Raw genomic sequence first — 20,778 nt, 5'->3', positions numbered from 1 at the left:
CTTGCATCAAAAGACGTACTTTTGGTGAAACGATGAGCGCAAATTTAAACCCACAATCCACTTATTCAATTAGTGATTTATCAAAGGAATTTGATATCACCACACGTAGTATTCGGTTTTATGAAGACCAAGGCTTAATAAAACCTAAGCGCCGCGGTCAAACACGTATCTATAGTTTAAAAGATCGTGTGCGCTTAAAACTGATATTACGAGGTAAACGTTTAGGTTTTTCGTTAGCGGAAACCCGTCGTTTGTTTGAGCTTTACGATGCAGATAAAAGCAGTACTTCTCAACTACAAACAATGCTCGATTTAGTAGAAGAGAAAAAAGCTTCTTTGCAGCAGCAAATGGACGATATCAAGGTGGTACTTATGGAACTGAACTCTGCTGAGCAGCAATGTAAGTCAGCCCTAGAGGAAAGTGTTAAATAGCGACTCATCATCGACAGCAAAAGATCCGTTTAACTGAATAATAACAGCAACAATATAAAAATTATAAGCCTAAGGAACAAGATAGTTTCACGGCGCAAATAGCTAATATTCAACAGGACACAAGACAATGACATCACTCTATACAAGCCTTAATTTCGGCCTGGGCGAAGACGTGGACATGCTTCGCGATGCCGTACATGATTTTGCCAGCAACGAGATTGCGCCCATCGCGGCGCAAGTTGATCAAGATAATGCTTTTCCTAACCACATGTGGCCAGTTCTAGGAGAGATGGGACTCCTTGGCGTCACCGTGCCTGAAGAGTATGGCGGCGCGAATATGGGCTACCTTGCCCATGTCGTCGCCATGGAAGAAATCTCCCGCGCCTCTGCTTCTATTGGCTTAAGTTACGGCGCCCACTCAAACCTTTGCGTTAATCAAATTAACCGTAATGGCAGCGCTGAGCAAAAAGCCAAGTACTTACCCAAATTAGTTAGCGGTGAACATATCGGCGCACTGGCCATGAGTGAACCTAATGCGGGCTCAGACGTGGTGTCAATGAAGTTAAGCGCCCGTAAACAAGGCGACCGTTACATTCTTAATGGTAACAAAATGTGGATCACCAATGGTCCTGATGCTGACACCTTAGTGATTTATGCCAAAACTGATGCAGATAAAGGCCCACATGGCATCACTGCATTTATTGTTGAAAAAACCTTTAAAGGCTTCAGCACCGCACAAAAACTCGATAAATTAGGCATGCGCGGCTCCAATACCTGTGAATTAGTATTTGAGAATTGTGAAGTCCCTGAAGAAAATATCTTAGGCGGCCTTAACAATGGCGTAAAAGTACTGATGAGCGGCCTTGATTACGAACGCGTGGTGTTATCAGGTGGGCCGTTAGGCATCATGAATGCCTGTATGGATATTGTCATGCCTTATATTCACGAGCGGGAACAATTTGGTAAATCCATTGGTCAATTCCAATTAGTCCAAGGCAAGCTTGCCGATATGTACACCGGCATGAACGCTGCTAAATCCTACATCTATAACGTGGCCAAATCTTGTGACCGCGGCGAAACCACCCGTAAAGATGCTGCTGGCGCAATTTTATATAGCGCCGAGCTTGCCACAAAAATGTCACTGGATGCGATTCAGTTACTAGGTGGCAATGGTTACGTCAATGAATATGCCACAGGGCGTTTATTACGTGATGCCAAGTTATATGAAATTGGTGCGGGAACCTCAGAAATTCGCCGCATGTTGATTGGACGTGAGCTGTTTAATGAATCCAAATAGCTGTTAAATTTGGATAGCTAATCCAAATAGCTGTTAAATTTGGATAGCTAATCCAAATAACTTCTAGAATTTAGCTAGTTAGCAGCACACTAAAAAATACAATCAACACCAAATTATTCAAAAGTTAACGTCAATAGCAAAGTGTTTAGTGCGTAGCGTGGTTGAGACCCCATCCCCCTTTAGACTCAGCCATGCTAACGCCTCACTTGACTCATTAAGGATATGAATTGTGACGCAATTGAGCAGCCGTATTAACGCCCGTAGTGACGAGTTTAAAGCCAAGCATGATGACATGGTGGCATTAGTTGATGATCTAAAAATCAAACTCACCCAAATTGAACAAGGTGGCGGTCCCGTCGCCCTTGAACGCCACCTGTCACGAGGTAAATTACTGCCCCGTCATCGAGTCGAAAAACTGCTCGATCCCGGCTCACCCTTTTTAGAAATATCCCAATTCGCCGCCTATGAAGTTTATGATGAAGCTGTGCCCGCAGCCGGTGTGATTGCCGGTATTGGCCGTGTAAGCGGTGTTGAATGTATGATTATCGCCAATGACGCCACCGTTAAAGGCGGTACTTACTACCCTATTACGGTGAAAAAGCATTTACGGGCCCAAGACATTGCCAGTCGCTGTCATTTACCTTGTATCTACCTAGTGGATTCAGGCGGGGCAAACTTACCAAGACAAGATGAAGTGTTTCCCGATCGCGATCATTTCGGGCGTATTTTTTACAACCAAGCGCAAATGTCAGCTAAAGGCATTCCGCAAGTGGCTGTGGTCATGGGTTTGTGTACAGCAGGTGGCGCCTATGTTCCCGCCATGGCAGATGAGTCGATTATCGTAAAAGAGCAAGGCACTATTTTTTTAGCCGGCCCGCCATTAGTTAAAGCCGCTACCGGCGAAGAAGTAACCGCCGAAGAATTAGGCGGCGCTGAAGTACATACTAAGATTTCTGGTGTTGCCGACCATTTAGCCCAAAATGATGACCACGCACTTGAGCTTGCCCGTAAAGCCATTTCACGCTTAAACCATCAAAAGCAAATTACAGCCCAGCTAAGTCCATCAAAGCCACCTAAATTCGATATCAGTGAATTGTACGGCATTGTCGGTACCGACCTTAAAAAGCCCTTTGATGTTAAAGAGGTTATTGCCCGGGTTGTTGATGACTCAGATTTTGATGAATTTAAAGCCAATTACGGTAACACGCTGGTTTGCGGCTTTGCCCGCATTCATGGCTACCCTGTCGGCATTGTGGCTAACAATGGCATTTTATTTTCTGAATCTGCCCAAAAAGGCGCGCACTTTATTGAATTGTGTTGCCAACGCAAAATCCCATTACTGTTCCTGCAAAACATCACTGGTTTTATGGTAGGTAAAAAGTACGAACATGAGGGTATTGCTAAGCACGGCGCTAAAATGGTTACCGCAGTATCTTGTGCCAATGTGCCTAAATTTACCGTCATCATTGGTGGCAGTTATGGCGCGGGTAACTACGGCATGTGTGGCCGTGCATTTGAGCCCACCATGATGTGGATGTGGCCCAATGCTCGCATTTCAGTCATGGGCGGCGAACAAGCTGCTGGTGTATTGGCCACAGTTCGCCGTGACGGTTTAGCCCGTAAAGGCCAAGACTGGTCTGATGAAGACGAGCAAGCCTTTAGAAAACCGATTGTTGAGCAATATGACAAAGAAGGTCATCCCTACCATGCCAGTGCACGCCTGTGGGATGACGGCATTATCGACCCTGCTCAAACGCGTGATGTAGTGGGTTTAGCGTTATCGGCGGCGTTAAATGCGCCTATTGAAGATACCAAGTTTGGTGTGTTCCGCATGTAATTGCGGTTATTCATTCAATATCAATAGGAGCATGCAAACATGGCAATAGCCAACCCATATCAATACATTCAATGCCAGCTTAACCAAGGCGTTGGTGAATTAATTTTAGACCGCGTTGAAAAACATAATGCCTTTGATGAAGTGATGATTAATGAAATGATCACCGCCATCGAAGCCTTTGCCGAAAACGACCAATGCCAGCAATTAATATTGCGCGCCAACGGTAAAAACTTCAGTGCTGGCGCTGACCTTAACTGGATGCGCAAGCAAGCCAAAATGGACTTTGAGCAAAACCTCAATGACGCCCATGAACTGGCTAAATTAATGCACGTGCTAGATAAGTTTCCTAAGCCGACTATCGCCTTAGTCAATGGCGCAGCCTTTGGCGGCGCACTGGGATTAATTTGCTGCTGCGATATTGCCATTGCCAATGAGCGCGCAAGCTTTTGCCTCAGTGAAGTCAAACTCGGTTTAATCCCTGCGGTTATCAGCCCTTATGTGGTGCGAGCCATGGGCAACCGCCAAGCACGACGTTATATGCTCACCGCCGAGCGCTTCAGTGCCACTGTAGCCTTAACTCATCAAATAATTCATGAAGTTAATGATGATTTAGACGCAGCAGCCCAGCCGTTTATCGAGGCCTTTAACGCTAACAGTCCCCAAGGCATGGCATGGGTTAAAACCTTAGTGTCCCACCTTGAAGATGGCGTGATAAATGACGCCACCCTTGCCCATACTAGCGAGCAGATTGCCCGCATACGTGTATCAGACGAAGGCCAAGAAGGCCTCAATGCATTCTTTGAAAAACGTTCACCATCATGGCGTGCTCAATCGACTAAAAGCAGCGCTAAGACTGATGCACAAGGAGCCCAATAATGTTTACTAAGATTTTAATTGCCAATCGTGGTGAAATTGCCTGTCGCATCATCAACACCGCCCGCGCCATGGGCGTTCGTACTGTAGCGCTTTATTCTGATGCCGATAAAGATGCCCGCCATGTCACCATGGCCGATGAATCTTTCCACATTGGTGGCAGCGCTCCGGCTGATTCATACCTAAAAGCTGATTTGATCATTGAAATTGCGAAAAAGTCAGCCGCTGAAGCGATTCACCCCGGTTATGGTTTCTTGTCTGAAAACGCTGACTTTGCTCGCAACTGTGAGCAAAACGGCATTGTATTTATCGGCCCAGGCAGTGATGCCATTGATGCTATGGGCAGTAAAAGCGCCGCCAAAATGATTATGGGCGCAGCCAATGTGCCATTAGTGCCCGGTTATCATGGTGATGACCAATCAGATGAAACCCTACTGGCTGAAGCTGAAAATGTTGGTTACCCCATGCTGATTAAAGCGGCCTATGGCGGTGGTGGCAAAGGCATGAAGATTGTTGAAAGCCAAGCTGAAGTGCTAGCAGCGATTAACTCAGCTCGTCGAGAAGCGGCATCATCGTTTGGTAATGACAAATTATTAATGGAACGCTACTTACGCCAGCCACGTCATGTGGAGCTACAAGTGTTTGCCGATACTTTCGGTAATACCATCTATTTATCAGATCGTGATTGCTCCATCCAGCGTCGCCATCAAAAAGTGGTCGAAGAAGCGCCAGCCCCAGGGCTGTCAGATGCACTGCGTAAGCAAATGGGTGAAGCGGCAGTAGCCGCAGCTAAAGCCATTGATTATGTGGGCGCAGGCACGGTTGAGTTTCTATTAGATACTGATGGCAGTTTCTACTTCATGGAAATGAACACCCGTCTACAGGTTGAGCACCCAGTTACAGAAATGGTCACCGGGCAAGACTTAGTAAAATGGCAACTAATGGTCGCTAGTGGCAGTGAGTTGCCCCTTACCCAAGCTGAAGTGCGTATTCATGGCCACGCCTTTGAAGCTCGTATTTATGCTGAAGATCCCCGCAATGAATTTTTACCCGCGTCAGGCAAGTTAACCTTCTTGCGCGAGCCGGATCAAAACCGTCATGTACGCATTGATTCAGGCATTCGCGAAAATGATGTCATTAGTAACTTTTACGACCCAATGATTTCAAAACTGATTGTCTGGGACGAATCTCGCCCCCGCGCACTGCAGCGCTTAACCCACGCATTAAGCTCGTATCAAATCAGCGGCCTTAAACACAATATCGAGTTCCTCGCTAATATTGCTGAGCATAAAGCCTTTTCAGACGCCAATTTTTGTACCGACTTTATCGAGCGCTATTCCGACAGTTTAATTGGCAATGTTACTGATGAGTCAGACAACGCACTGGCATTAGCGGGGCTTTATCAAGTATTAGCTCGCCAGCAAGCGGCAAAATCCACCGCCACCAACAGCCACGACCCTTACTCACCGTGGGGACAAGTTAGTGGCTTTAGACTCAATAGCGCCAGCGTGCATCATGTTGCCCTACTCAGCGACAGCAGTGACGAGCAGCAATTGCACAATCTCGTCATCACCGATTTAGGCAATGCACTGCATCTTAACCTTAACGGCCAAGCATTATCGCTTGCAGGCACCATTAAAGATGACATGCTGCAGGCTGAAATTAATGGCCATAAAAGCAACATTCCCGTCAGCCATCAAGGTGATGACTTTACCTTGTTCTTACCGAGCGGCAGCTATCACTTTAAAGCGATATTAGCCCAAATAGCTGAAGACACCATTGATAGCGCCGACAAATTAAAAGCGCCAATGAATGGCACTGTGGTCACTCACTTAGTTGAGGTGGGCGATAGCGTCACTGAAGGCCAAGGCTTATTAGTGATGGAAGCGATGAAAATGGAATACACCATTGAAGCGCCATTTGATGGTGTGGTCAGTGAATTTTACTTTCAAAGCGGCGAGCTCGTCACCGATGGTGCCCAACTGCTAAATGTCGAGCCAACAACACTTGATGTCACAGCGCCTGAATCTGCTGACTCGGAGGCATAAATGTTACCGAGCAATCTCCCGACTCAGGTCAGTATTTTTGAAGTTGGTGCCCGTGACGGACTGCAAAATGAAACCACGGTCTCTATTGAAAACAAAATTACTCTTATTGAGCAGTTAGCCGCTGCCGGTGTTAATCGTATTGAAGCGGCCAGCTTTGTTTCACCTAAGTGGGTGCCACAAATGGCCGACTCAGGTGATATTTTACGGCAAATTAAGCGTAAACAAGGCGTGGTCTACTCTGCCCTCACCCCAAATTTAAAAGGGCTGGAACTTGCCCTTGACGCTGGCGCAGATGAAGTGGCCATCTTTGGCGCCGCATCAGAAAGCTTCAGCCAACGCAATATTAACTGCTCGATTGACGAGTCAATCGCCCGCTTTGAGCCAGTCATGGCGCTCGCTAAAGCGCGAAACATTAAGGTACGCGGTTATGTTTCCTGTGTACTGGGCTGCCCCTATGAAGGCGAGATAAAGAGCACAGAAGTGGCCCGGGTGTCTGAAATACTTTACAAAATGGGCTGTTACGAGATCTCCCTCGGAGACACCATTGGTGTTGGCACGCCACTAAAAGCCCGTAAGATGGTTGAAACCGTCGCTAATTTAGTGCCTGTCGATAAACTGGCGCTACACTTTCATGACACCTACGGCCAAGCATTAGCCAACATTCAAGCCTGTTTAACCACAGGCGTAAGCGTAATTGACTCATCGGTCGCAGGCCTTGGCGGCTGCCCTTATGCCAAAGGCGCATCGGGTAATCTCGCCACTGAAGATTTAGTTTATATGCTCCATGGCATGGGCATAGAAACTGGCATTGATTTACACAAACTTGCCCAAGCAGGCAATCAAATCAGCCAAGTATTGGGCCGCACCACAGGTTCAAAAGTCGCCCAAGCGCTAACGGTATAGGCCATTGTTTAAAAGGCCATTGTTTAAAGTCAGTGCTTAATAGCGCACATTAAAACGATATAAATTTGCAAACCGCAAACTGAAAAGGACAAGATTATGGCAGGACTCAACAAAGTCGTTCACAGTTACCAAGAAGCCCTAAACGGCCTCAATAACGACATGACAATTATGGTCGGTGGCTTTGGCCTGTGTGGTATCCCTGAAGGCCTGATTAATCATATGGTGACCACAGGCGTAACTGGGCTTACCGCAATTTCAAACAACGCTGGGGTTGATGATTTTGGTTTGGGCTTATTGTTAAAGCAGCGCCAAATTGCCACCATGATTGCCTCATACGTGGGTGAAAACGCCACTTTTGAACAGCAAATGCTATCAGGTGAGTTAAATGTCATCTTAACCCCACAAGGCACCTTGGCTGAAAAAATTCGTGCTGGCGGAGCGGGTATCCCAGCCTTTTTCACTGCAACTGGTTACGGCACGCCAATCGCTGATGGTAAAGAAACCCGTGAAATTAAAGGCCGTAATTATGTGCTTGAAGAGTCACTAACCGCCGATTTCGCCTTAGTTCGTGCATGGAAAGCCGATACCATGGGTAACTTAATCTTTCGTAAAACAGCGGCTAACTTTAATCCTATGATGGCTACCGCAGGCAAAATCACCGTGGTAGAAGCGGAAGAAATTGTCCAGCCGGGCGAGCTAGACCCAAACCATATTCATACCCCTGGTATTTATGTTGATCGGGTGATTCAAGCAAGTTTTGAGAAACGTATTGAGCAGCGCACCGTTAAACCTCAACCTCAACCTCAACCTGACAACCAAGCATAAGGAGCAAGATCATGGCTTTATCAAGAGAACAACTTGCTCAACGTGTAGCGCAAGAAATGCAAGACGGCTTTTACGTTAACTTAGGTATCGGTATTCCGACCTTAGTGGCTAACTACATTCCTGCAGGCATGAGCGTGATGCTGCAATCTGAAAACGGCCTATTAGGTATGGGCGAGTTCCCAACTGAAGACACCATTGACGCCGACCTCATCAACGCAGGTAAGCAAACAGTCACCGCAGTTGATGGCGCATCATTTTTCTCATCGGCTGAAAGCTTTGCCATGATCCGTGGCGGCCATGTCGATTTAACCGTGCTCGGCGCTTTTGAAGTTGATGTAAACGGCTCAATCGCCTCTTGGATGATCCCAGGTAAATTGATTAAAGGCATGGGCGGCGCCATGGATTTAGTCGCAGGCGCTGACAATATTATTGTCACCATGATGCATGCTGACAAAAAAGGTAACTCTAAACTTTTACCTGTATGTGAACTGCCATTAACCGGTTATGGCTGCATCAAACGCGTCATGACAGATTTAGCCTTTATGGAAATCAAAGATGGCGCATTCCACTTATTAGAACGAGCCCCAGGTGTCAGTGTTGAAGAGATCCAATCTAAAACTGCAGGTAAGTTGGTTGTGCCAGAGCATGTACCAGAAATGGTGTTTTAAATTGAATGTGTGATTCAATTTAAATTTGATTAGGCGTGCTTTTATTTGAGCACGCCTTTTGTATATTCAAGTATAAGGATGAAAATATACATTTCTAAAATAATGATAAAACTTCTTTAGATGTATTCTTTTCTAAATTTATTTCAGTTGCAACTTGCCCCAGTTGATACATTCTTTTGAACATTTCCTCCCCGAAAGCATAAGTAGTTTTATTGTTTATCGCAGCACGAAAAAGATTGTTATTCGAGCAATCCTTGCTTTCTAGCCTAAGTAAATTACCAGGTTTCAGAGATTGTCCCGTTTTATCATCGTAACAAATTCGATTGTTTGCAGCTTCCACAAGTTCAGGGTAGGAACTAGAAAGGTTATTTAAAGAATATCTACTTTGCGATTGATTGTCGGAAAGAAAAAGAGTATTGAAACCTATATAAATTACTTCAATCCCCAGCACATCAGCAACTTTAGTAAAGTACCTTTGGAAAAATGCAGTTCTAGAGGGAAATCCCAAGGCTAGCCCCGTATCATAAGCAGTGTCAAAATTTGAACTTTCACTATTTTCAAACGGAATTGTAGCATCTGCATTGGCATCTATAATAATTAGAATTTTCTTTTCATTTGGAGGTTTAGAGTTCAGAATTTCTAGAGCTGAAAAAACACCGTAGTTATCATAAACACCACCATCAACTAATGTTAAATTTGTATATTTGTGTTTACCTTGCTCACAAAAGTAAGATGATTTCATTTCACTTTGTAAACATATATCAGTTTCTGCTCGACCTAAGTAAAATCCTGGCACAGAACTACTGAGTCCAATGGCGTAAGATAAAGGTATATCCCCAATTGATTTATCAATGTCATTTAAATTTATAGAATACTTTTCTTCACAGCTTTCAGATGAAAATTTATTTATTTTATAATGTTCAACAAACTCTTTTGTTATAACAAACGGTGACTGATTCGCAGAAACTGTAATATTAGGCAATATATAAGGAAAAAGAGGTTCAGTTTGACCTTCTGAATAAATATCTTTTAGTTTTACATTATTTGTTATAGTCGATAATGAATTTGAATGACAATCAAAAATTTTATCCCTAAGCTCTTCATATTTAGCATATTGGTTTATTATTTCAATGTTGTTACTATCACCTAAATCATATGGAGCCCCTTTTATTACGGAATTAGAAAGATAGGATGCCACCCCCCACCCCCCCCCAGAAACTGTTGAGAAATAATCAACTTCATTTAGTAAGTTACTATCCTTTCCAACTATATTATCTTGTAGCTCAGATAAAACTCCAAGTGTAAAAGCAGCTGCTCTTGCCCCGCCACCAGAGCTAGAGACAATAATATGTGTCCGAGGAAATTCTTGACCAATTCTCTTTTCTTGCGGTGGTAAATTTGAAAAAGAGATTTCAGGTACTGTTTCAGAAAACTTGACAGCTTCTTTATCTAATATATATCTGTTACTAGGGAATGGATTAGAAGCAAAAATTCCGCATCCCTGCAGGAAATAAGCGACTAATAGTATAATTATATTTTTCATGTTTGCATCCTTGCCATTTTCTATTCGTAATATACCAAAAAAGTTTAGACGCCAAAAATGTTTAAAACAGTAAACTTTGTACTTATATTTTAAAATATCTGAAAAAATAAGTGGGGTCAGAGTAAACTTATTCGAAAGACTCCTATTTATCCTGCCGATTCAAAGATCTCCGTTGGAAGTGTCTGAATGCGTTAAGCTAATTTGCGTGATGGAGGCAGGACGCCGACATAGCCTTAGATTGAGCCATGGATGGCGAATCTGAGGCGGTAGTGAATTCGCTTAATTAAGCATGAGGATCAACACTTTGCCGGAGCGGCACGGGATATCGAAAAGGGAAATGCTGTTGTTTCCCTTTCGTCTGGTGTGGGCGAAGCACCACGACTTTAATCACTGTGACCGCAGGCCATAAATAATCGAATTAAACTAATCCAAACACTCCAATAGAACCTACAGATTCAACAATCTACATCGTAAGCCGCTGATGATGTAGAAGAATTTGTATTGAAAAATGAACATGAGTTTGCAGCTAAGGCTTTATTCGCCCTGATAGGTTAGCCATAAACAACAATGGCAACATTACTGTTGCCATTCATCATTCACTACAATGCTGATGATTAATCTCAGCAGTTATAAAGTACTAATATTAATCATCACGGGTTAGCACTTCTAATAATTCAATTTCAAAGAATAGATCAGAATTAGGCGGGATTTTATCGCCAATTTTGCGCTCGCCATAACCAAGGTGAGCAGGGACTGACAGTTTACGTGTTCCGCCGACCTTCATTGGGTTGTCCCCAATAATACCTTGATACCAACCTTGGATAACCCGTTTAGCGGTGATCACCACTTGAAATGCTTCTGAGCTATCAAATACGCTGCCATCGGCTAATTTACCAGTATATTTACAAGTGATTAGTGCACCTTTTTCTGCGGCTTTACCTTCACCAACCGTGATGTCGGTAATATTAAGTTCTGCAAGGGAGGTCATACGAATACCTTTTCTATAAAATAATGTCGCTATGATAACAGCAAATTGACTCAATTCAGATGCTAAAAATAACTCATAGTCAGTATTTTGCAGCGTTTTTCATCGCTAAATGCTGTTGTAAACATGCTTAGATACTGCCAAACGTTTTTAGCCTATCTTCATTGTCGCTGGGGTAATGACCGCCATTGTTAAATAAGTGGGATCAAGAAAAATGGTTCTTAGAAAAGTAAGAGGCGGATTGCTGTTGTTTCCCCTCTTCGTCGGGTGTGGGTGGATAACCCACGACGTTGACTTTAGCAACCGACAGCTTGTAATCCTGCCACTAACTCTCAATCACCAATCACCAATCACCAGCTATCAAGTTACATCCAATCAAACAAACCATCAAACAAACCATCAAACAAACCATCAAACAAACCATCAAACAAACCATCAAAAATCAGCCACAAAAAAGGGAATACCTTGGTATTCCCTACTTCACTAACTCACTAACTCACTAGCTAAAGCTTTGATTACAACTTTAACCAAAACGATGGCAACAAATCTCAACTTAGCCATTCAATCGGCAGATTGAAAACCTAGAAGTGATATCTCACCCCAGCAATGGCTTCTAATTTCACTTTAACATCATCAAGTATATACAAGGTCGGTTGTGCTTCAGCAAAAAAGGTAAAACGCTCCACTTTAGCGTGAGCACCAAACACCGCTCTAGCACCTAACTGAATATCATCTTTATGTGAGTCAGCAATTTTACCCCCAAGGCCCCAATAAAAATTTGGGTTATCTTGGAAATTAAAGGTTCTATCCATAGTAAAAGATAACTCGTCAAATCCAACACCAATCTTGTAATCATCAATTTTGACATTGATACCTGAATCACTACCCACCATTAAACCCACTTGTGGCGCGGCGTTAACTGATGAACTGCTAAAAAGACTGAATAAAGCGATGAGGGTTAAAGCCAGTGTTACGGATCTCATGTGATACCTTGCTAGATGCTAAATGGGGCAACATCCTAGCGAGTTAGCACAAGGGAGTAAATTAATTTGTGCTAACTCAATGACAAAAAACACTATGTATTAAAAGTATCAAAAACAAAAAATGCTGCTTTTACAATGGGTTTACTAACAGGCTTATAACTCTTTCGCTGCATTATTATTAGCGGCATCAACTGATTTATTTACCGATAAACCTTGAAACTTTTCAGTCAAATTAATCAACTGCCCCGTCAATAAACTCATGCTGTAACCCAGCATAGCGCCAATTAACAATGGCGGTAATATTGCAGCAATATCGCCTCCCATGGCAAAAGTGACACAACAGCCAATAAATGCCCCAGGAATGAATGCCAGCTTTTGATAGCTTGCCTGTAAACACATTGCTGAGGTTGCGATAGCTGTAAAGAGGTAACCAAATGTCGGTGACACAAACAAGCTACTGCCAGCAATAATTAACCAGCCCCAAAATACACCTGATAAATTAGTGCTCATGGCCATGAACATACCTTTTATGCCTGATTCAGCCTGAGCAAAAAAAGTACTACAACTTAAAAAGCCAATCCAAGTAACTAACTGAAATACATCGGCCACACCAGCCCATAATCCCGCCAAAAGCCCTGCTGAAATGGCTATCTGCCAACGATGTTTCATAGTTTCCCCCTTGCACATAGTTTATAAAATAAAATGAAGAGTTCTTTAAAAAATACAATTGCGCATAATGTACGCTATTTGCAGCCTGAGTAAAAGTGATCACACGCGTGTTTTAATTAATTGCCCACCTGCCGCAACCACAGCGTTAGCACTATATTCAATATTAGTGATTCAAAATAAACTATTAACCACAATGAAAATTAGGAACGGTTAACGGCTTCGTACAAAAAAACAACAAATAATCAAAATATTGCAGTCTGCAACTGCTACAAGAAAGTGATAACCATCAAACTTTAGTAACAAATTACCCTCTAATTTGTAGATATTTGTATCTTCATGCTTCAGCCGACATTTATCACCACTGGAGTCCATTAGTCTGGTTATATTAGACATAATGATATCAATGAGGGCTTTAATGAAATCCACTCTCTCAACCACAAGGTTAGACCTTGCAACCAATAGCCTCGACTGGGTTATGGGTCAAACGATTAAACGCTCTTTAAGCTTGAAAAATGCGGTTGAAGTTGATGTTGACGCCAAAGACTATATCCCTGAAAAACCCATCGAAACCCTCTATATTCACATTCCTTTTTGCCATACTTTATGCCGTTTTTGCTCATTCCATAAAATCAAATTTGTTGAAGGCATTGCCAGAGAGTATTTCAAAGCCCTGAGAAAAGAAATTAGAGAAGTTATTGCCAAAGGCTATACCTTTAACCGGGTTTATATTGGCGGTGGTACTACGACCATTTTAGAAGATGAGTTGATTAAAACCATCGAGATGATTAAATCGATCACCACGGTACGCGAGGTCTCTTGCGAAAGCGATCCAATCTACTTTAAAGAAGGCAATCCACATTTACTTAAAGGCTTAGTGGATAGAATGTCCATTGGGGTGCAAAGCTTTGACGATAAGATTTTAAAAGCCAGTGGCCGTTTTGAAAAGTTTGGCTCAGGATTACAGCAAGCTGAATACGTTAGCCGCGCCATTGAGGTCATCCCCACTGTAAACCTCGATATGATGTATGGCTTTAAGGTGCAAACGCCTGAGTCAATTGCTTGGGATCTTGAGCAAACGATTCGCTTAAGCCCTGATCAAATTACTACTTATCCACTGACTATCGGCATTGGTAAAAACCGTAAAAAAGCAGGTAGCCTTGCAGGTGAGCCTAATGAGCTTTGGCCGCAATTTCTAGCTGTTAAACAAGCGTTAGGTGACAAGTACATAATGGAGTTCCCATGGACATTTAGCCGTAATTTTGGCCAACCAGTTGAAAACAAATATGTGCTCGACGGTGAAGATTGCTTTGGGGTTGGCTCTGGTGCCTTTGGCCGCTTTGGCGAGCAATTCAACATTTCCAGCTTTGATATCCCAACCTATATTGAGCGTATCAATGCCGGCCATAGTGGTACCTGTTATACCAAACCTCTTGAGCAAAAAGCGCTAATACAACATCACTTAATGATGATGATGGGTCATGGTGTATTAGATAATCAACAATTTAAAGCCCATACCGGTAAAACATTGTGGCAGGCATTTCCCTTAGAAATGAGTTACTTGCATGCAGCTGGGGCAATAAAGAAACAAGGCAGTAACTACCGCACTACCACTGAAGGGCAATTTATTGCGCTGAAAATGTTCTCCGGTTTCTTAGCGGGAATGGACTATCTGCGCGAGCAAGCAAGGGAGTTGCCGTTATCACAACAGCAAGACCGCGAATTAACTGAATCAGTACTTACGTGCACTAACTAAATGCTATAACTAGGGCGATAAACGTGGTTTTGAGTTAAACTTTAGCAGCCATTGCCACAATACTGAATCGATGTAGCATTCACAGGGATGTGAGTGCTAGTTTCAAATCAATCACTCAAATCAATCACTCAAATCAATCACTCAAATCAATCACTCAAATCAATCACTCAAATCAATCACTCAAATCAGCTTTAATTCAAAACTAGCTCAATACAACCCATTGACTATATTACCTATTAGCATAATAGAAGCACATCAATCTCACTTTTCAATAGCCATCCACATTCAATAACGACACCTGACGCTATAATTGCCGCTGTGAAGTTAACAAACCGCCGATAAATAATTACTGAGTTTTTGCTCAAAGTTAGTTATGGTTAAACACCTGTTTAATTCTTGAACATCAATTCTGTCACTATGCGAGTAAGCACAGAAATATCATAAGAAAGGATCCTATTATGCCGATTTATCAAGCCCCCCTTAGAGATTATCAATTCATATTATCTGAATTACTTAATATTTATCAGCAACCTAACTTATCAGGTTTTGATGAAATCGACCCTGAGCTTGCTGATGCTATTTTGCAAGGCGTGGCCGATTTCACTACCGAGATTATGTTGCCGCTTAATGCTTCAGGTGATCTTGAAGGTTGTCAGCTTGTGGATGGCAAAGTGATTACCCCAAAAGGATTTAAACAGGCGTATAAACAATACGTTGATGATGGTTGGGCCACATTAACCTGTGATCCTGAATATGGCGGTCAAGGCTTACCCGAAGTTATTGGCACCTTTGCCACCGAAATGAAAACCGCCACCAATATGGCCTTTGCCATGTACCCAGGGTTAACCCATGGTGCTTACTCAGCTATCCACGTTCATGGTAGTGATGCACTGAAACAAAAATACCTTGCCAAACTGGTCAGTGGTGAGTGGACTGGCACCATGAACTTAACTGAGTCTCATGCTGGCACTGATTTAGCTTTACTGCGCACTAAGGCAACCCCAGCTGCAGATGGCCAATTTGCCATTAGCGGTGAAAAAATATTTATCTCATCTGGTGATCATGATTTAGCGGAAAATATCATTCACTTGGTATTAGCTAAATTACCTGACGCTCCAGAAGGCGTTAAAGGGATCTCATTGTTTGCGGTACCTAAGTTTATGGTTAACGATGACGGCAGTTTGGGGGAAGCTAATAGTTTATCTGCCACCGGCCTTGAACATAAAATGGGTATTCATGGTAACTCCACCTGTGTGATGCATTTTGATAATGCTCTAGGTGAATTAGTCGGCGCACCTCATCAAGGTTTAAAGGCAATGTTCACCATGATGAATCAAGCCCGCTTAGGCGTCGGCATTCAGGGTTTAGGCGTGTCTGATATCGCTTATCAAAACGCATTGGAATATGCTAAAGGTCGCATTCAAGGCCGCGCGTTATCTGGTGCTAAACAACCAGAGCAAGCCGCTGACTCTATTTTAGTTCATGGCGATGTGCGCAGAATGCTGTTGTCGCAAAAAGCATTTAATGAAGGCACCCGCGCCTTAATGGGCCAGCAAGCGCTTTGGCTAGACTCTGCTGAGCGCCATACTGATCCCGCACAAGCAAAACAAGCTTCAATGCTGGCAGCGCTATTTACCCCAATAGTAAAAGGCTTTGTCACCGACCAAGGCTTTAAAGCCTGTGTTGATGCGCAGCAAGTTTATGGCGGCCACGGATATATTAACGAATGGGGCATGGAACAATTTGTCCGCGATATTCGCATTGCGATGATTTATGAAGGCACCAATGGCGTACAAGCATTGGATTTAGTTGGCCGTAAATTACTCTCAGATAAAGGCGCTGCACTGACATTGTGGTCAGGGATGGTTAAACAACTCATCCAAGAAAACAGCGCCAATGCAAACATGCAGCCTTACATTGCCGGCTTAATGGATGCGGCAGGCGATTTAGAAAAAGCCACTGGCTTTATCGTCAAATCTGCCAGCACTAATCCAGATATTATTGGCGCAGCTTCTATGGCCTACATGCAGTTATTTGGCATCACCACACTGGCGTGGATGTGGACCCGTATTGCCGCCACCTCGTTTGCAGCTATTGAAGCTGGTACTGAAGAAACGGAGTTCTATAAAGGCAAACTTAAAACCGCTCAGTTTTATATGAGCTACTGGGGCAGTCAGACTCGAAGCTTACGTAAGCAAATTGAAGCAAGTAGCGAACATATTGCCAGCTTTGATGACGCGGATTTTTAATCGCAAATAACGATACATTCAAACTACGCCCTAATAATATCTGAGTTACTGGGGTAGCCAGGCTCGAAGTTTACCTAAGCAAATTGAAGCGAGTAGCGCATATTGCTAATTTTGATGAGGCGGATTTTTAACGCTGCTTTGTAAGTAACTACCAAAAACAAGTCCAAACAAAAACAGCGCCTATAAATCAATATAGGCGCTGTTTTATTTAAGAGTAACTCGTTAACTGCAACGAACTAGTCCCAAAGAAATTCTCTAAAATGCTTACGGCATACCGACTCGTAACTTTCGTTACCGCCAATGGCAACTTGCTCACCATCACGCATAGGCTTACCGTTGCCATCCAGTCTTAACACCATGTTGGCTTTACGGCCGCAATGGCAAATAGTTTTAAGTTCTACCAATTTATCAGCCCAGGCTAATAAGTATTGGCTTCCGGTAAACAATTCACCTTGAAAGTCGGTTTTTAAACCATAGCACAGCACTGGAATATCAAAATTATCAACCACATGGGTTAACTGCTTAACTTGCTCTTTACTTAAAAATTGCGACTCATCAATTAATATGCAGTGCAGCTTTTGTTCAGCAAGTTGCTTTTCAATAAAATAAGCAAGGTTATCACCATCACTAAAAACATGGGCTTCGGTTTCAATACCAATACGAGAAGCCACTTTGCCAATACCATAACGATCATCAATTGACGCTGTCATGACTAAGGTATTCATTCCACGTTCACGGTAGTTGTACGATGATTGCAGTAGCGAAGTTGATTTACCTGCATTCATTGCAGAATAGTAGAAGTAGAGTTGCGCCAAAACGGTGTGTCCTTATGGTTATTTACCGTGGCAGTTTATCATTTTTTCAGCAGCGAAATAAGCGTTAGAATAGATAAACTCATGTCGGTATCACAAAAAATCATCTCTGTGCAGCTGCGCTTTTGAGCTAATCACCTCTCGCAGCAGTAATTACATGTTAAATCCAGTTAACATGTCACATTTATTAAACAGTTAACGTTAAAAAAGCCATCATAGTTCACGCTTTTTGTATTACTTCAGATACGATTAAGAAACAATTGATAGATTGTTTGAACAATAAAATATAATAGGAAGTCTAAACACTATGCATAAAACACTTGTTGCTGCAGCTATTGCTGCCACAATCGTCGTAGGTGGATGCTCAATCTCAAATACTGATACAACCCAAGCTGAAAACGTCACTATGATACAAGCAGATAATCCTTTTTTTGCTCCAAGCAGCTTGCAATATCAAACCCCTAATTTTGCTGACATAAAAAATGAGCACTTCTTACCTGCGCTTGAGCAAGGTATCAATGAGCATTACCAGCAAATCTTGGTTATTGCTAACAATCCAGCGCCTGCAACCTTTGAAAATACCATTGTTGCCATGGAAAAAAGCGGTGAACTATTAGGCCGTACATCGAAGGTTTTTTATAATTTAACCGGTTCAACAAGTAACCCTGAGCTACGTAAAATACAGGGCATTATGGCGCCTAAAATGGCAGCCCATTCTGACAACATTAATTTAAATGCTGCACTTTTTAGCCGCATTGAACAGATTTATAACAGCCGTGAAGGCTTAGAAATTAGCCCTGAAGCAAAACGCTTAATTGAAGTTTATCATCAACGTTTTGTTCTAGCGGGCGCTAAACTAACAGAAGCGCAAAAACAGCAAATTCGTGTATTGAATGAAGAGCAGTCAACCTTGACTAACGAATTCTCACAGCGACTAATGCGCTTAAGTAAAGAAATCGCCGTAGTCGTTGAGGATGAGTCAGAGCTTGCGGGTTTATCAGCAACCGCCATTAAATCAGCAGCCATTGATGCCAGTGCAGCAGGCCATGAAGGTAAATACTTACTTAGCATTACCAACACCACTCGTCAGCCTGTATTAGCCCAACTAGACAACCGTCAGTTACGTCAACAAGTATGGCAAGCATCTGCTAACCGCGGTTTAACGGGTGACAATGAAACCGCTTCTTTAGTGGCTCGTTTAGCGCAACTACGTGCCGAAAAAGCCCAATTACTGGGTTATGACAGTTGGGCAGATTACCGCTTAGCGCCACAAATGGCCAAAACCCCAGATGCGGTTTATAAGATGTTTGGCTCAATGGTGCCTGCTGTAGTTGAAAACACCCAAAAAGAAGCCGCAGACATACAAGCAATGATCACCAAAATGGGCGGCGACTTTACCCTTGAACCATGGGATTGGGCTTATTATGCCGAGCGTGTACGTAAAGAAAAATTTGATTTAGATGAGGCATCAATTAAGCCTTATTTTGAATTTAATCGTGTACTGGAAGATGGCGTGTTTTTCACTCTTAAAGAATTGTATGGCGTGACCTTAACACCAAGACCTGATCTGCCTGTTTATCACCCTGATGTAAAAGCGTATGAAATGTTTGATGAAGATGGCAGCAGTATGGCTATCTTTTATGCTGATTACTTTTCTCGTGAAGGTAAACGTGGCGGCGCTTGGATGAACTCGTTTGTGGGTCAGTCTGAGTTATTAAACAACAAGCCTGTGGTAGTTAATGTGATGAACATTAAGAAAGCCCCTGAAGGTCAGCCAACATTTGTGAGCTACAGTGAAGTCACCACCATGTTCCATGAAATGGGCCATGGTACCCACGGTATGTTCTCAAAAGTTACTTACCCATCACTTGCGGGCACCTCAGTATCACGTGACTTTGTAGAGTTCCCATCGACATTTGAAGAAGACTGGGCAGCGCACCCTAAAGTGCTGGCTAACTATGCTAAGCACTATGAAACAGGCGAAGTCATTCCTGAGGCACTACTAGAAAAATTACTTGAGTCTCGCAGCTTTAATCAAGGGTTTGACACCTTAGAGTATATGGCGGCAGCACTAGTTGATTTAGAGTGGCATTCACTTGCTGCTGATGTGCCATTACAAGATGTGGCGAGCTTTGAAGCAAGCGCCCTGAAAAAACACGGTGTTGACATTAAAGCGGTACCACCTCGTTACCGCTCAAGCTATTTTGCTCACGCTTTCCCGGGCGGCTACTCTGCAAGTTATTACGCTTACATGTGGAGTGAAATCCTTGCAGCTGATGCCTTTGCTTACGTACAAACTCAAGGCGGTCTAAACCGTGAAATTGGGATGAAGTATCGCAAAACCATTCGTGAAGTGGGTAACTCAGTACCACCAATGGATGCGTATAAAGCCTTCAGAGGTCAAGAGCCGACGACTGATGCATTACTTGAGCGTCGTGGTTTAAACTAACGCTATTAGAACCTTGTGGCTTAACATCATTTAAGTTTGGTTAAAGCTAATTTTATTTAGCACTTAAACTTAAATCCTAAAAATGCCGCTCATTTGAGCGGCATTTTTTTATCTCAATTTTCACCTAGATCCGAGTACGCTGATTAGCAGTACCTGTTAATCCCTATAATTGCTAACCCTTGCACCCACCATTGGCAGAAACAGTCATTCACTCACAGTGCTAATCGCTGCTTCTCTTCGCTAACAATAACTGCTGCATAAACAAAACATGTGAGCTTAAACCTTTGAGGTTCACTCTAGTGATTCGACTTAGATATTTAGCTTATATATACCACTTTATTATGCAGCCTTGATTTTAAAACATAAAAAATGCCGCTCATCTGAGCGGCATTTTCATACAAGTTAGCTATATCTAAAGTTCGCGATAAGCTTAAATCAAACCGAGTTAGCTTA

16 protein-coding genes are annotated in these 20,778 nt (G+C 42.9%); 11 read left to right on the top strand and 5 right to left on the bottom strand.

Features of this window, described 5'->3' with window-relative positions; translation table 11 throughout:
- The first annotated feature begins 32 nt into the window (after positions 1 to 32).
- From Q4546_RS16835 to Q4546_RS16800, 8 genes are all read left to right on the top strand, one after another.
- A complete protein-coding gene (locus Q4546_RS16835; protein ID WP_102436306.1) occupies positions 33 to 431 on the top strand; it encodes a MerR family DNA-binding transcriptional regulator in 399 nt (132 codons plus the stop codon).
- A gap of 127 nt (positions 432 to 558) precedes the next feature.
- The gene (locus Q4546_RS16830; RefSeq protein WP_102477009.1) at positions 559 to 1,728 is read left to right on the top strand and encodes an isovaleryl-CoA dehydrogenase; all 1,170 of its coding nucleotides are present in this window, start codon (positions 559 to 561) and stop codon (positions 1,726 to 1,728) included.
- A 229-nt stretch (positions 1,729 to 1,957) separates the two neighbouring features.
- On the top strand, positions 1,958 to 3,565 hold the full coding sequence (locus Q4546_RS16825; protein ID WP_102436302.1) for a carboxyl transferase domain-containing protein: 1,608 nt from the start codon (positions 1,958 to 1,960) through the stop codon (positions 3,563 to 3,565).
- Between the two features lie 39 nt (positions 3,566 to 3,604).
- Complete coding sequence (locus Q4546_RS16820; protein WP_102436300.1) at positions 3,605 to 4,441, top strand: enoyl-CoA hydratase-related protein; 837 nt, start codon at positions 3,605 to 3,607, stop codon at positions 4,439 to 4,441.
- Positions 4,441 to 6,486, top strand: coding sequence for an acetyl/propionyl/methylcrotonyl-CoA carboxylase subunit alpha (locus tag Q4546_RS16815; RefSeq protein WP_303446662.1), 2,046 nt, complete (start codon positions 4,441 to 4,443; stop codon positions 6,484 to 6,486). The genes Q4546_RS16820 and Q4546_RS16815 overlap by 1 nt, the downstream gene beginning before the upstream one ends.
- The gene (locus tag Q4546_RS16810) at positions 6,487 to 7,389 is read left to right on the top strand and encodes a hydroxymethylglutaryl-CoA lyase (RefSeq protein ID WP_102436296.1); all 903 of its coding nucleotides are present in this window, start codon (positions 6,487 to 6,489) and stop codon (positions 7,387 to 7,389) included.
- A gap of 96 nt (positions 7,390 to 7,485) precedes the next feature.
- Positions 7,486 to 8,214 carry a CoA transferase subunit A gene (locus Q4546_RS16805; protein WP_303446660.1) on the top strand — a complete coding sequence of 243 codons (729 nt, stop codon included), beginning with the start codon at positions 7,486 to 7,488 and terminating at the stop codon, positions 8,212 to 8,214.
- Positions 8,215 to 8,225: 11 nt separating this feature from the next.
- A complete protein-coding gene (locus Q4546_RS16800; protein ID WP_102531866.1) occupies positions 8,226 to 8,882 on the top strand; it encodes a 3-oxoacid CoA-transferase subunit B in 657 nt (218 codons plus the stop codon).
- A 94-nt stretch (positions 8,883 to 8,976) separates the two neighbouring features.
- Here the strand turns inward: Q4546_RS16800 and Q4546_RS16795 are convergent, their stop codons facing one another.
- The 4 genes from Q4546_RS16795 to Q4546_RS16780 form a co-directional block, all read right to left on the bottom strand.
- On the bottom strand, positions 8,977 to 10,425 hold the full coding sequence (locus Q4546_RS16795) for a patatin-like phospholipase family protein (protein WP_303446657.1): 1,449 nt from the start codon (positions 10,423 to 10,425) through the stop codon (positions 8,977 to 8,979).
- A gap of 643 nt (positions 10,426 to 11,068) precedes the next feature.
- Positions 11,069 to 11,413, bottom strand: a complete 345-nt coding sequence (locus Q4546_RS16790) for an FKBP-type peptidyl-prolyl cis-trans isomerase (protein ID WP_102477004.1) — start codon at positions 11,411 to 11,413, stop codon at positions 11,069 to 11,071.
- Between the two features lie 578 nt (positions 11,414 to 11,991).
- The gene (locus Q4546_RS16785) at positions 11,992 to 12,393 is read right to left on the bottom strand and encodes a hypothetical protein (RefSeq protein ID WP_102440648.1); all 402 of its coding nucleotides are present in this window, start codon (positions 12,391 to 12,393) and stop codon (positions 11,992 to 11,994) included.
- 153 nt (positions 12,394 to 12,546) lie between these two features.
- Complete coding sequence (locus tag Q4546_RS16780) at positions 12,547 to 13,062, bottom strand: DUF1097 domain-containing protein (RefSeq protein ID WP_102440649.1); 516 nt, start codon at positions 13,060 to 13,062, stop codon at positions 12,547 to 12,549.
- 415 nt (positions 13,063 to 13,477) lie between these two features.
- Here Q4546_RS16780 and Q4546_RS16775 point away from each other — a divergent pair, with 415 nt between their 5' ends.
- Both Q4546_RS16775 and Q4546_RS16770 read left to right on the top strand, forming a co-directional pair.
- Positions 13,478 to 14,815, top strand: coding sequence for a coproporphyrinogen III oxidase family protein (locus tag Q4546_RS16775; RefSeq protein WP_102440650.1), 1,338 nt, complete (start codon positions 13,478 to 13,480; stop codon positions 14,813 to 14,815).
- 458 nt (positions 14,816 to 15,273) lie between these two features.
- Entirely contained in the window at positions 15,274 to 17,064 is a 1,791-nt protein-coding gene (locus Q4546_RS16770; protein WP_102477000.1) for an acyl-CoA dehydrogenase C-terminal domain-containing protein, read from the top strand.
- A gap of 236 nt (positions 17,065 to 17,300) precedes the next feature.
- Here Q4546_RS16770 and Q4546_RS16765 read toward each other — a convergent pair whose 3' ends face one another.
- Positions 17,301 to 17,879 carry a thymidine kinase gene (locus tag Q4546_RS16765; protein ID WP_076540377.1) on the bottom strand — a complete coding sequence of 193 codons (579 nt, stop codon included), beginning with the start codon at positions 17,877 to 17,879 and terminating at the stop codon, positions 17,301 to 17,303.
- Between the two features lie 304 nt (positions 17,880 to 18,183).
- On the opposite strand from Q4546_RS16765, the gene Q4546_RS16760 reads away from it, so the two are divergent.
- The gene (locus Q4546_RS16760; protein WP_102476999.1) at positions 18,184 to 20,325 is read left to right on the top strand and encodes a M3 family metallopeptidase; all 2,142 of its coding nucleotides are present in this window, start codon (positions 18,184 to 18,186) and stop codon (positions 20,323 to 20,325) included.
- The last annotated feature ends 453 nt before the right edge of the window (positions 20,326 to 20,778 follow it).

It is taken from the genome of Shewanella sp. 4_MG-2023, from assembly GCF_030548015.1.
Lineage (GTDB): Bacteria > Pseudomonadota > Gammaproteobacteria > Enterobacterales > Shewanellaceae > Shewanella.
This window is presented reverse-complemented; position numbering and strand designations above follow the sequence as displayed.

Excerpts from the sequence above, each read along its gene's own strand:
- Q4546_RS16815 (WP_303446662.1), top strand. The coding sequence starts at position 4,441 with ATGTTTACTAAGATTTTAATTGCCAATCGTGGTGAAATTGCCTGTCGC.
- Q4546_RS16800 (WP_102531866.1), top strand. The coding sequence starts at position 8,226 with ATGGCTTTATCAAGAGAACAACTTGCTCAACGTGTAGCGCAAGAAATG.
- Q4546_RS16760 (WP_102476999.1), top strand. The coding sequence starts at position 18,184 with ATGCATAAAACACTTGTTGCTGCAGCTATTGCTGCCACAATCGTCGTA.
- Q4546_RS16830 (WP_102477009.1), top strand. The coding sequence starts at position 559 with ATGACATCACTCTATACAAGCCTTAATTTCGGCCTGGGCGAAGACGTG.
- Q4546_RS16795 (WP_303446657.1), bottom strand. The coding sequence starts at position 10,425 with ATGAAAAATATAATTATACTATTAGTCGCTTATTTCCTGCAGGGATGC.
- Q4546_RS16835 (WP_102436306.1), top strand. The coding sequence starts at position 33 with ATGAGCGCAAATTTAAACCCACAATCCACTTATTCAATTAGTGATTTA.
- Q4546_RS16805 (WP_303446660.1), top strand. The coding sequence starts at position 7,486 with ATGGCAGGACTCAACAAAGTCGTTCACAGTTACCAAGAAGCCCTAAAC.
- Q4546_RS16775 (WP_102440650.1), top strand. The coding sequence starts at position 13,478 with ATGAAATCCACTCTCTCAACCACAAGGTTAGACCTTGCAACCAATAGC.
- Q4546_RS16790 (WP_102477004.1), bottom strand. The coding sequence starts at position 11,413 with ATGACCTCCCTTGCAGAACTTAATATTACCGACATCACGGTTGGTGAA.
- Q4546_RS16820 (WP_102436300.1), top strand. The coding sequence starts at position 3,605 with ATGGCAATAGCCAACCCATATCAATACATTCAATGCCAGCTTAACCAA.
- Q4546_RS16770 (WP_102477000.1), top strand. The coding sequence starts at position 15,274 with ATGCCGATTTATCAAGCCCCCCTTAGAGATTATCAATTCATATTATCT.
- Q4546_RS16780 (WP_102440649.1), bottom strand. The coding sequence starts at position 13,062 with ATGAAACATCGTTGGCAGATAGCCATTTCAGCAGGGCTTTTGGCGGGA.
- Q4546_RS16810 (WP_102436296.1), top strand. The coding sequence starts at position 6,487 with ATGTTACCGAGCAATCTCCCGACTCAGGTCAGTATTTTTGAAGTTGGT.
- Q4546_RS16785 (WP_102440648.1), bottom strand. The coding sequence starts at position 12,393 with ATGAGATCCGTAACACTGGCTTTAACCCTCATCGCTTTATTCAGTCTT.